Genomic DNA, 12,209 nt, shown 5'->3' with positions numbered 1-12,209 from the left:
CTCAATTCATGGAATAAACCCGATGGCAACGATTCAACGTTTTCAGAGCAACGCGCGGATGTCCGGTGTGGTCAGTTATGGCGATCTGCTTTACCTCTCCGGCCAGGTGCCCACTGATCTACAGGTTGGCATCGAAGAGCAGACGCAGCAGGTGCTGGCCAAGATAGAAGCCTTGTTGTCGCTGGCGGGCAGCGACAAGGGCCAGCTTGTGAGCGCACAGATCTGGCTCAAAGACATTGATCGTGATTTCGCGCTGATGAATTCGGTGTGGGACGCCTGGTTGCCAACTGATAGTGCTCCGGCACGGGCCACTGTTCAGGCACGTCTGGCGCGGCCTGAGGTGCTGGTGGAGATCATGGTTGTGGCTGGGAAACCTGCTTCGGGGGGGTGAAGGCGGGGCTGAGGCTTTCCTTTCAGGCGCAAAAAAGGCACTTGCGATAATTGCTAAGTGACTGATACGTATTCGGTTTCCAGACGCAGGCTTTCGCGGCAGGCCTTAAGCAAAGGGCACAGCACCTCGGGCCGAATCGGCCGATCAGGCACTTCCAGCACCCTGGTATGCGCATAAGCCAGTGCCAGCCCGTCGATGTGCAGGGCATATCAACATTATGGCTATATGCCATTAATGCTTGAGCGTTTACCATAGCCTCGGCTACCCCGCATGTTCAGGGCTCCAGTTGATTGCGTTTATTGGCAAACAAAATCCTGCCTGACATTACTTCATTACAAGGACGCGCAATGAACGCCACTGAAGATCTCAACCGCCTCTATACCGATGTCTCGGACAGTATTGGCAGCGCCATGGAAGACATTCTCGCGCTTAACGTCGAGCACAAAGATGGCAAGCGTGAAATCGGTAACATCACCGAAAAACTGCGTGACATTCGGGGGCGGTTCGACAGCGAACTGGAACAGTTGAAAACCCACGCCGAGTGGGACACGTTCACCCTGGCGTTTTTCGGTGAGACCAACGCTGGCAAGAGCACAATCATCGAATCACTGCGCATCCTGTTCAAGGAAGAATCCCGCGAGGCACTGCTGCAACAGCATGCCGATGACCTGGAGCAGTTCTCGCAAGCCCTTACCGCTCGCCTCGAACATGTGCGCGAAGGCTTGCACGCCTTGTACAGCGAGTACACGGGTGAAGTGGTCAGCATTCGCCAAAGCACAGCCCAGCTGACGCAAATCGTTCAGCGCGAAGCCCAGGAGCGAAATGCGATTGTTCAAGCTGAAGCCGATGCTAGAGTGCGGCTTGCCCAGCAAGAAACTCAGGCACGGCTAGAGTTGCAGCAGCAGGAAGCCGCGCATCGCCAACAAGTAGTTGAGGCAGAAGCGGAGGCCAAGCGCACCCTCGCCGAACAGGAGTCCAGCGCTCGCCTGGCACTGGAGCAACAGGAAGCCTCACAGCGTCTGGACATTGCGCGAGCGCACGCGATATCGAGCCTCAAGGCCCGGCTGTCGATGTTCGCCATCGGTGGAGTGCTGATCGGCGCTGGTGCTGCGGTGGCGGTACTGAAGTTGGCAGGAGCCTGAAATGTCCCAGCACGAACTTGATGAGTTGTTCGATGAGGCCGTCTCGACCCCTTCGCCTGTCTCCCCCGATGACACGCCGGTTCTCCAACGCATTGAGACGCGCTCTCCTGCACTGGATGGCCTGCTCAATCAGCAGTTCAAAGGGCTGCACGACGATCTGTTGGCTTATGAACATAAGAAGGCCCAGGCACATCGTGTAGACGGCTCGATCATCGGCACGGGTGAAGCCGATTTCACCAAGGGCAATACGCTCTACCCCCTGAACTACAAGGGCAAACGCTTTCAGTTGATCGACGTGCCTGGTATTGAGGGTGACGAGGCCAAGTATGCGCATATGGTCCGCGAGGCCGTAGCCAAGGCGCATCTCGTTTTCTATGTAAACGGCACCAATAAAAAGCCTGAGAAAGCCACCGCGGAGAAAATTCGTTCTTATCTACGTTTGGGGACTCAGGTGTGCCCCTTGGTCAACGTGCGTGGCAATGCCGACGCCTACGAGTTCGAGGAAGACCGCGAGTCACTGACTGCGCACGGCAACTCCACCGCCGCGTTGCAACAGACCGAGGACGTACTGCGTTCGGTACTGGGCAGCAAAGTTTTACAGACAGGCCACTACGTGCAGGGCCTGCTGGCATTTTCGTCGTTGGCGAGCGATGCGCAAACTGGGCGTACCACAATCGACCCCGCCCGTAGCCAGGACCTGGTGATTCAGCAGCGCAATTATCAGAAGCACTTCGCCTCGTCGAAAGAGATGTATGAATTCAGCCAGATCAAGTCCGTCGCCAAGGTGCTGCATACCAAGCTCGCGACGTTCCGAGAGGACATGATCGAAAGCAACAAGACCAAGGTGTACGAATTGCTGGTTGAGAATATTTCGACCTTGCAAGCGTTGCACGCAACCCATGAAGCCTTCGTTGCCAGGACTGAGCCGGAATTCGAGAAGTGCCGCGAAGCGATCAAGGCGGCCCGGGAGCGATTCGAACGGCTGGTCGTTGCGGGACGGCGGAATCTTTGGGATAGCCTTTTCAACGACCTCAAGGAAGATGCCGACGATATCGTCGAAAAGAACTTCGGTGAAAACGACGTTATTTCCAGCCAGATCAATCGTGCTTTCAAGCGTGGGCAGAATGAGCTCAAGGAGAAACTCCAGGAGCAGTTCGAAGCCTACCTAAATGATTTGGGGCAGGACCTGCATCAAGCCGTCCAGCGCCTGATGGAAGACGTTGCACGGGTAGAGTTCGAGCAGCTTCTCTATGACGCCGAATCCCTGAATATCAACTACAAAACACCTGACTTGGACCTTGGCTTCGAACTGGGTGACTACGGGTGGATGGCCTTCAACATAGGCTCCTACGCATTGGCTGGGGCAGGCATCGGCACCGCGTTTCCGGTGATCGGCAACCTGATCGGCGCCGTTGCTGGTGCTGTGGTGGGCATCTTTGTGAGTGTGTTGAGCATCTTTACCAGCAAGGAAAAACGCATTCGCAAAGCGCAGGGGCAAGTTCAGGAGAAGATCGATGACGCATGCACCGAAGCCCGTAACGCCTTGAAGGAAGAACGCAAAACGCTGTTTACCCCTGTTCGCAAGCACATTGACGAAACCGTATTGCCCCGCGTGCAGCAGCTTGAGGAGTCGCTCAAGCGCCCTCTGGCCGTCATCGAACAGCAGATCGCGCTGATGACCCTTATTAAAGAGCAGTTGGAGAACATGCCGTATGGAACAATTCAATCAGTTCAACGTTGAGAAGCAGGCAGCGCTCAAGGGGCTGGAGCAACTGCGTGCGGTGCTCGACGAGTTGGGTGAGATGGGCGCCGACGTCGGTAGCGAGTTGCAAAAGATCGACTCGGCAGTACAAGCCGTTGAGTCCGATGTGCTGCGCATCGCCTTGCTGGGTGCCTTCTCCGACGGCAAGACAAGCGTTATTGCCGCTTGGCTGGGCAAGATCATGGCCGACATGAACATCAACATGGACGAGTCCTCTGATCGCTTGGCCATTTATTCTCCAGAGGGGCTGCCGGAGAAGTGCGAAATCGTCGACACCCCCGGCCTGTTCGGCGACAAGGAAAAAAGTGTCGACGGCGAGCAGGTCATGTATGAAGATCTGACCAAACGCTACATTTCCGAGGCGCACCTGATTCTGTATGTCGTGGACGCTACCAACCCACTCAAGGAAAGCCACAACGACATCGTCAAGTGGGTGCTGCGGGACTTGAACAAGCTGTCCTCGACCATTTTCGTGATCAACAAGATGGACGAAGTGACTGACCTCACTGAGCAAGTACTGTTCGATGCTCAGGCCACGATCAAGAAGGACAACCTCAAAGGCAAACTGCAGCGTGCAGCCAACCTGAGCCCGGATGAACTGGCCAAGGTGAATATCGTCTGCCTGGCCTCCAACCCGAATGGACGCGGCCTGCCGTTCTGGTTTGGCAAGCCAGAGCACTATGAAAGCCGCTCGCGCATCAACGATCTCAAAGCCATGACCACGCAAGTGTTGCGGCACAATGTGCCTGCGGTGCTGATTGCAAAGACGGGCATGGATGTAGTGCGAGATCTCGTCGGCCAGCATGTGGTGCGCGCCGAAGAACAGTTGGAGCGGCTCAAGGCTTTTGCCGAGCAGAATGCCGAAGAATCGGCACGTATCACCCAAGACATTGAATCGGGTCGTCGTGAAGTCAAACGCCTGGCCGGTGAGCTGTTCGAAGAACTTCAGAACCTTGAGAAAGGCATGCTGGGCAAGTTACGTCCGCTTGGCTTGGAAAACATTCGTGAATTCCTCGAGGACGAGCTGGGTTACACCGAAGATGGCGTAGGCTTCAAGTTGAACCTGAAAATCAAGGGCGCAATTGACCGCTCCTTCGACCAGTCTTCCAAAGTAACCAGCCGCATCTCTCAGGATATTGGCCGCCAGCTCAACTCCAGCGAGAGCTTCCTCAATGCCATGGGTGACAGTGCATTGAAGTCGATGGGCGGGGCTGCCAAGGGCATTGCCAACCTGAGCCCAGACATCATCAAGGGGGCGGTGTTTGCAGCCCGCGATGCGCTCAGCGCAGTGACTGGCGTGGCGATCAAATTCAAGCCTTGGCAAGCGACCAAAATCGCCGGCGCCATTTCAAAGTGGGCAGGCCCTGCAGGTGCTGCAATCACACTTACCTCGGACCTGCTCAACGCCTATAAAGCGCATGAACTGGAACAGGAGTTGAAGAGCGCCAAGGAGTCGATTGCCGAGATGATCAAAAGCGCCTTCAAGGATATCTACGACATCATTGCTGACGACGAAAAGCTGTTGGACTTCTTCGCACCGCAGCTCAAGGCGTTTGAGAAGATTGTCGAGACGGTAGAAGAGCGCTCGCGCTTTATCAGTGCCAACCAAGCCAAGCTGCAAACCGTGAAAGCCAAGCTGAATGCCCTGACATCATCGCCTGCGCGGCTTGAGGCAAATGCATGAAGAAGCTCGGCAAGGAGTAGTGCCAGTCAGTTGAGCCAAATTGGGCTGCCCTGCAGACCTTCGCGAGCAAACCTGCTCCTACAAGATTGCGCAGTACCTGTAGGAGCAGGTTCGCCCGCGAAGGGCCGCAAAGTGGCCTAACGGTATCTGGTGTACATCTTCACGGCCTGAACCCGCGCTCATTCCCCCAAGGAACCCGCGGAAAAAATACTATGGCCACTGCCGGCACCAACGCCGAGTAACCAGCCCAGTAGCTCTAAAACCCTTGATTTCACTGGATTTCAGGCACAAAAAAAGACGTCCGTGGACGTCTTTAGATGAGGCCGGGGTAATCTGAATTCATATTCTATCTTATTGATTATTATCGTTAACTTTCTTTTTTTATTTTGATTGGAATACCAATTGGAATACCTCACGAGATAGCCATGCTCTGGCCCGTCGCTTTTAATCGATTTTATACCCTTGCTTCTCATCTATGATCAGGCGTGATCTTCCAGTCGCTGTCGGGACACAGGTTACGCTTGATAAGAGGCTGAAGGAGGGGACTGGCAGAAACCGGCCAATAAGGGGCATTCGCAGTCTACGAAACCGTAGGCGATAAAAGTGATGGGTTAAGCGGTCTCTCATCGAGTTCCGCTAACCTGACTATGACCTAGAATTGGTCTGCGCCCATGATACAGTCACCATATTTCTCGCGCATCAACAGACCTAAGTCTTCAGTATCACGTAAAGCCTCAATTTCTGCGCGAGTGATTACAATTACTGCTAAACCATCGCGGTCATACACGCTTCGAAGATGGGCATGAGCTGCTGTGCGATCTTGCGCATCGCCGGTTATTCCATTTGCAGCGACCAAAATACCAAAGTCTACGCGGAATTTTCTGAGCTTTCCTGTAAAGACAGTTAACGTTGCAGAGTTTACAGGTGCCTGCCAGTTCTTACACTCAATGATTAGATGAGTTGGAAGAAAAGGCAAGCCATCTCGCAGACGATGGTTGTATAAAAGTATATCGATCTCAAGCGAGCCAGCATTATCGAGAATATTTCTCTTTATCACCCCGACTCCTTCAAGTTGACATAGCGTTTCCGCGACAACTTCTTCTAAAGCTGCACCCTTCTCCGCAGTATTTCCCGCGTCGCCAGCCACAAGCTTATCAGCTATATATATATGGTCGATTAAAGCCATTATCGCACTCCATGTACGATACGATTTCGAGTTTTTCTTATATATTCGCCAAGCTGCCCGGAACTAACTAGATGCTCAAAATCTTGAATCGTTAGCCAAAGCACATTTGGTGAAAGTTGCTGTTCGGGTCGGGGCGGAATCGAAGTAGTAACAACCAAGGCTAGCTCTAGGCGTGCTGACTGTATAAAGTCCCATAGTCGCTGATTAAGTAGGAGAGCATTTTCTAAACTAACATCCCCCTTAACTTCAATCACCACCGGATCCAGCAGTTCAGGGTCTAAATTCCCAAGCCACGCAAGTAAATCAGGGCGAAATTTCGCGCCTGGAGTTGACTGAGGCTGGGAAATCGCACTTCCACCCGCTGCGATCACAGCATCAAATACTCTCTTTTCAACAAGAGAATCGAAAGGGCGTACTGGCTGGCGTACCTTGGCCAGCCGAGAAGACGTGTCGTTCTTCGAGCGTTTGGTGCCAGTGCTCACTGATGGCACGGGTGGCGATGCCAAAAATAGGTCTAGATGAAATTTTAGAGCTTCACTATTGGATAGGCTGGCCTTAACAATTGTGAATCGACTGTAATCAATTGGGATTGTGCGAGCTTTGGTCTGGATAAGAAAAACTGGTTTGCCAAGTCCGGCTGCCACTCCGGTTTCAAATGCACCCCGATAATCAGCACTAGTACCGTTTAGAATAACCACCACAAAATCGGCTGCCGCAATTCTATCAGTAGCATCTCTGCCCTCATAGGACTCGTCCTTGGCCCACTCCCAAAATACATCTCGCTCTGCAAGCAGCATAGGAAGAACATCAAGTTCAAGCCCGAATGGAGCGGAGATATAGCATCGCTTAGAACTTGATTTCGAGATATCAGACATGACATTACCGTAGGTATATTGAATATGGCTCAGCGCTAGCACCGCCTAGCACAAACCATATCCTTAAGAAAATAGAAAAACAAGAGACCTTTGCCTCCTCCCCCCGACCGATTACTCGTTATTGACTAAAGTTCAGACTGTGATTCAAGTACGCCCTGTACGATCGCCATTGAGATGTGCAACCTTGCGCCTGATCCAGAATATGACTAGATAGAATAGGGCGAGGCGTTTCTTTTTCATCAGCAGCGTTTACCAAAGGCCGATCGAGAGCAGTAATTCATTGACTGTCTGCTCATGGCCGATCTCCGCCCTTCACGAAGGGCGGTTTTGGGTCGAATTGCGTCGGTGACCACAGGCAGAAATCGACCCATAGCAGACTCTCATAGGTACAACGATGCGGCCCTTCTCGCACGGAGAAATTGCCAATCGCAAAGTGTCGTGCAAAAGCATCACTTCTGATTGGACAAAATCTAAAACCAATACTAGCCTTGCGCCATGTCACATTAGCCTTAGAGTATCAGGCAGATTTTAAGCTGCGAAAATTTAGTTTCTACGCGCGAGCAATTACAATTCAATACATAAGGCGATATTGAGATGATCAAGCAATTAATAATTATGGCAATCGGAGCTTCCTTGTCGGCTTGCCAACTACCAAATAGGACTGATGTGGTTCCGGATCTACCCTCAAACTTCAGTGCGAGAACAATAATAGAGTCTAATAATGGTCTGTTGTCAGAGGGGCTAAATAAAGTCCCAGGTTCCATATGTTTAGCGGACGAGGAAACCGGACTATGCAAAACTGAAAATCTGTTACCAAACCAATGCTTGGCCAAGGGTACCGCCGTACAAGTAAAAGCAGTAACTGACCCGTCACCAGCATACCATTCAATAATAACCAAAAACTACAATCTTAGCTTTACGACTCCTTTCATATCGGCCCCATCAAGTGCCGATTATATTGATGAGGTTAAAGCATCTATATCGGCTACTGCCTCTATTAGCACCGCCGGAACGGAGGACGGAAACGGCTTTCCTGGAATAGACGGCATCAAAGCTTGTATTTTAAAAAATTTCGGCCCTGGAAATTATAAAAAAGTCATTTGGATTCAGTCTGCAAATATCATTTCTGTAACCACCTCAAGATACTCGAAAGTATCAAATGGCTCTGATGTTAAAGGTACTGGTTTCGGTTTCAATGGCTCAACCTACAACAGTAGTTCGGTAGGTGCGCAGACGATATGGATTGGGGTTTTCGGCAACTCAATTTACAATGTCGGCGTAGTAAATAAGTCTGTGCTTGATAGCTCGAAAACATCTATAATCAGTTCCGACGATAAAACCACCATTATTGAAACTCCCTCGGCCCCTACTGCACCGCCACCTCCTGCCACTGTACCTATTCTAACTCCTGCAGCCGAGTTCACTCCATCCTAAAGCTAGACGGCACAGAGAATAGTATAGTCTTCGATGAAGAACACTATATCGCCGGCAAGTCGAACAGTTTGTGAGATTTTTTATAAAGTATCCCGTCGGGCTTGTTCCAACGGGTTTTTATTTTAAGTTCAAACGATGATTGGTTGCTGGACTAACGGTTGTGAATGTCTGCACTTGGCCGATTCTGTTGAAAAAGTTGGCTTCAAATTCCACGCCAGAAAAGTACGCGCCTGAGATTGAAATCTGAATTTTTGGCAAAAGGTTCAGGACTCGGATTTAACGTAGCGGCGTGCAACAGAGGTGTTTTCATCCATCAATATTCGAGTGTTTTGGAAAACCGACTTTTTCAACACAATCGGCCGACTGCTGCCTCTCACGAAGGTCTGCAATCGGCCAACTTCTGCCGGTCACGGCCACCCAGTTTGCTAGTCAAATCCAGTGCAAACGACTGGTCAAGTCGAATGCAAATGAGTGGGCAAGTGGAGTGCGATTACCCAGCTTGCGTCTAGTCGGTTCAATGCTGCCCCTTGCCTTGATGCTTCCTCTGAAAACCCAAACACATTCCGATACCGTGGGCCTTGCTGCCGATCCATACGCCAGTAGGAGAAACCCATATCGAGGCGGGCTCTTACTTGGGGCCAGAAGTAAACGTCATCCAAAGCGAAAATGGAAATGAACACGGAAGGGCTTTCAATCAAAATCAAATCTTGGTGGCGGTATGTTCACCCTGACCTTGCGGATCTGACTTGCAATGAACCGTGCATCTTGCAATAGCCGCTGCCCTGGAATGTACCAAGGCGGTGTTTCCGTGTTGCTGTCGGAAAAATTGTAGTATCGGGTACTCTCGTCCGTATCCCAGACGGACATTTCCTCATAGTGGAATTCTTTCTGCCCGTATGAAAAAAAATGCTCATGATCGAGTTTACGTACCAGGCGTTCGATCATGCCCTCGAGTCGGTTCAGGTATTTGTACGCTTCAATACGCGCCTGAAAAGTTACGATGTGGTTGAGCGCTTTAAGTCCGTTGCGCTTGCTGACACCATCCAAACTCTCGCACTGTGCTAACGAGGGTCTGACCGCTCGCGCCATGTCCCGCGTTTGACCCATGAGTTCGAGAAACTCCCTCATTCCATAGATTGTTGAGGAAGCAACTTTCTCTGTTTCGCCCAGCGAGGCAATAGCGATGGCATCCAACGATTGAGTAAGAACATTGATCGCATCCAGGACTCTGGGAGATTTTCCGCCCCCACCCGGTGGCAACGAACACCCTAAGGTGCTGGCGGCGCCGATCACGGTCTTGAGATCTACCCCGTTTAAGTTGTGGTATTGCGGGTGGGCCAAGTGAAAACCCCACTTCCATGCCAAGAATAAATCGGTACACAGAATCGCTCTGATCTCCGGCCAGTTCAGCAAATACAGCTTTGGGAGTCGTACCGCGGGCAGCATGGGAGGCACCTGTCCGGGATGCTCATCATCCTCTAAGGCAGAATTGTGCTGTGTCACGAATTTGCTCACCTGTTGGTTTGTTTCCTCGAGTGACGTGACTATGAAATGCGCACTTAGAGGCGCGTGGTAGCCTTTCAAGGCTCGAAGCTCTTTTTGAAGATGTGCCAGATTGAATTTTTCGACCCGCTTGCATTGCATCGTCGCGGGTGAAAAATGGTCGAAAATGTCCACGCCGTTCTGGGTGTCACCGTTTTTCCCGTATCCCGACGACACCCAGTAATTGACAGTCAGGCGACGACCTATGCTGTATTTGTGTTGCACTAACGGAAAAGCGTCCACGCAGAAACTCTGGAATTCTTGCCATGTGCTTGGTGGCGTAATACCACGGGTTTGGTCCGAAGCTGCTGTGAGCAGTGTATTCATGGCTGTGTTTCCATCCATGGTGTGAGAACGTTGGCGCCAACAATGGCCCAATGGTGGCGCTGTAGGTTATCAGCACTTTGTCTGACTGAGAGCCCAGAGCATGACTTCTTTCTATAGCTGCCTGAATGAGCGCTTTGCCGACCCCCTGCCCCCGGGCAACCGCGTGAGCGCGGACGGTCACTGCGTGCGGCATCACGACTGAAAACACTCATTCGGCATGTCGAACATGGGCAGTCGCAACGACTTGATTGAGGCCGTAAAGCCGTTTGGTTAAGACCAGGTGGCAACGCTAAAGCAGCGACCGCACAGAGTGGTTACCTTGGCGTGCGGCGGGCTGGAGTCCGATGCAAACGACTGATCAAGTCGAATTCAAATGAGTGGGCAAGTGCATTGCCAACGCGTGGCCAGGTTGGGTGCAGTTACCCATCCCGTACTGATAATCGTCTTACCCTGCTCGAATCGAGAGCCGCTCCGGACTATTTAGTACGTTACGCTACCATTCCACCCCTCGGTCAAAAGCCGAAAATAGCTCACATCAACTGGTTTTTTCGTTGCCGTCGGGGGATTGCGGCTAGAAAGGCTTCATTGGTTCGTCAATGGAGCGGATATGAAAGCAGTCATCGCAAAGTCGACACGTCCCAGGTCCAGCCGGTGGAAGGCTCAAGAGGACATAATCGAAGACTGGTTCGTCTGCACAGACAGTGCACACATCTAAACTTCCGGCTACCCGGATGGCCGCTTCCGTCATCGCAGCTTGCTTTGGGTCCCACTCGCGCAGCGAAGCGAACCATTCCGGCGTGTGCGGACGAAGCAGAGTGCGAGGCTCCGGCTCAAGCAGCCCCTTACGCTCAAGCCAAGTAGTTGCCGCCCTAATGCGACGAGCATGTAGCTGTGTCAAAAGCTCGTACAGCTCTATCTTCAGAGCGAAATATTGGCGCGGATGCAATGCGTTCACCGTCACGTAGCCCGCATGGTTCAGGACAAAACGGTTTTGCCCTAACGTCTCGCTTGCCAGCAGCTCTTCACAGTATCTCTGCTTGTACTCCGCACAGCTTTCGGATCCCTCCATGAGGGCGACGTGATACTGCCAAGCATTCCTTTCAAACTCATCCTTCCATAGTTCCAGATACCTTGAATTGCTCAGAGCTTGTACTAGGTGATCATCTGCCTCCTGATGGTCCACTAGGTATGCATCAATGTCGTTGAGTGATTCAATCTCAGAGGACAGCGTTCGGGCTTCCTGAAGCAAGGCATTGGTTGAATCCCGCATAGCCTGAACGTGGTCAATATCTTCATGCCAGCGAGCCTCTTCTTCTGCATTGAGATCTCTCAGCACATTAGGAACTTCAAAAAGCGCGGTGCTATTCAGTAACTGCCCTGGATGGCAAAAGTCAGCATCCGGCACTAGGTTTGCACCGGCCCTATGATAAGCCTGCGCGATCAATCGCGAGCAGAACTGCCGCCGACCAGCCACAAAACCAGCCAACACGCTCTTGGCGGCGCCGATCTTGGTGTATCGAGTACCAACCGCAGCTCTGGCGAAGGTGATAACAGAGTGCAGTTGGTCAGTAGTCAGGGGCACAACCGGCCGAAGAACGTGTCCTGCACAGCCTGGCTCAAGTATCAGCCGCTCGAGATTGCGTGCATGAACACCGTCACCAGTAGAATCGATCACACTCGACTTCCCCACACAAATCATAGCGTGAGAGATGTCCGCGCCGATGGCTTTACGGATCGTTTTGCTCATGGGTTCGGGCGTGGTTGTCAGTACAATATCGCCGAGCTGGATGAGGGCGGAGACGAACACCCGAGGCCTCAGTTCCAATTCATTCATCTCACATTCCATATTGAATATTGCTCCTGTGC

Annotated in this window: 9 protein-coding genes and 1 pseudogene; 5 read left to right on the top strand and 5 right to left on the bottom strand. The window is 51.9% G+C overall.

Annotation, left to right across the window (positions count from 1 at the left end; translation table 11 throughout):
- The first annotated feature begins 22 nt into the window (after nucleotides 1–22).
- Nucleotides 23–391, top strand: a complete 369-nt coding sequence (locus BM300_RS12090) for a RidA family protein (protein ID WP_092462982.1) — start codon at nucleotides 23–25, stop codon at nucleotides 389–391.
- A gap of 59 nt (nucleotides 392–450) precedes the next feature.
- On the opposite strand, the pseudogene BM300_RS30215 reads toward BM300_RS12090, so the two are convergent.
- Nucleotides 451–597: pseudogene (locus tag BM300_RS30215) on the bottom strand (WYL domain-containing protein); the annotation flags it as partial.
- A 141-nt stretch (nucleotides 598–738) separates the two neighbouring features.
- On the opposite strand from BM300_RS30215, the gene BM300_RS12085 reads away from it, so the two are divergent.
- From BM300_RS12085 to BM300_RS12075, 3 genes are read left to right on the top strand one after another with little or no spacing between them, the layout of a single operon-like run.
- Complete coding sequence (locus BM300_RS12085; RefSeq protein WP_063323019.1) at nucleotides 739–1,533, top strand: hypothetical protein; 795 nt, start codon at nucleotides 739–741, stop codon at nucleotides 1,531–1,533.
- A 1-nt stretch (nucleotide 1,534) separates the two neighbouring features.
- The gene (locus BM300_RS12080; RefSeq protein ID WP_092224376.1) at nucleotides 1,535–3,274 is read left to right on the top strand and encodes a hypothetical protein; all 1,740 of its coding nucleotides are present in this window, start codon (nucleotides 1,535–1,537) and stop codon (nucleotides 3,272–3,274) included.
- Nucleotides 3,246–4,979, top strand: coding sequence for a LeoA/HP0731 family dynamin-like GTPase (locus BM300_RS12075; protein ID WP_092462980.1), 1,734 nt, complete (start codon nucleotides 3,246–3,248; stop codon nucleotides 4,977–4,979). The genes BM300_RS12080 and BM300_RS12075 overlap by 29 nt, the downstream gene beginning before the upstream one ends.
- Before the next feature lie 652 nt (nucleotides 4,980–5,631).
- Here BM300_RS12075 and BM300_RS12070 read toward each other — a convergent pair.
- Together BM300_RS12070 and BM300_RS30210 are read right to left on the bottom strand one after the other, a co-directional pair.
- Complete coding sequence (locus BM300_RS12070; protein ID WP_092462978.1) at nucleotides 5,632–6,165, bottom strand: restriction endonuclease; 534 nt, start codon at nucleotides 6,163–6,165, stop codon at nucleotides 5,632–5,634.
- Nucleotides 6,165–7,040, bottom strand: a complete 876-nt coding sequence (locus tag BM300_RS30210) for a nucleoside 2-deoxyribosyltransferase (protein ID WP_139232358.1) — start codon at nucleotides 7,038–7,040, stop codon at nucleotides 6,165–6,167. Before BM300_RS30210 ends, BM300_RS12070 begins: the two co-directional genes overlap by 1 nt.
- 594 nt (nucleotides 7,041–7,634) lie before the next feature.
- Here BM300_RS30210 and BM300_RS30205 point away from each other — a divergent pair.
- Nucleotides 7,635–8,474 carry a hypothetical protein gene (locus BM300_RS30205; protein WP_139232357.1) on the top strand — a complete coding sequence of 280 codons (840 nt, stop codon included), beginning with the start codon at nucleotides 7,635–7,637 and terminating at the stop codon, nucleotides 8,472–8,474.
- Between the two features lie 690 nt (nucleotides 8,475–9,164).
- Here the strand turns inward: BM300_RS30205 and BM300_RS12065 are convergent.
- Together BM300_RS12065 and BM300_RS12060 are read right to left on the bottom strand one after the other, a co-directional pair.
- Complete coding sequence (locus BM300_RS12065) at nucleotides 9,165–10,343, bottom strand: hypothetical protein (protein WP_092462976.1); 1,179 nt, start codon at nucleotides 10,341–10,343, stop codon at nucleotides 9,165–9,167.
- Between the two features lie 571 nt (nucleotides 10,344–10,914).
- Nucleotides 10,915–12,177, bottom strand: a complete 1,263-nt coding sequence (locus BM300_RS12060; RefSeq protein ID WP_256575831.1) for a YiiX/YebB-like N1pC/P60 family cysteine hydrolase — start codon at nucleotides 12,175–12,177, stop codon at nucleotides 10,915–10,917.
- Nucleotides 12,178–12,209 lie beyond the last annotated feature (32 nt).

This window comes from Pseudomonas sp. NFACC46-3 (assembly GCF_900114515.1).
Lineage (GTDB): Bacteria > Pseudomonadota > Gammaproteobacteria > Pseudomonadales > Pseudomonadaceae > Aquipseudomonas > Aquipseudomonas fluorescens_Q.
This window is presented reverse-complemented; position numbering and strand designations above follow the sequence as displayed.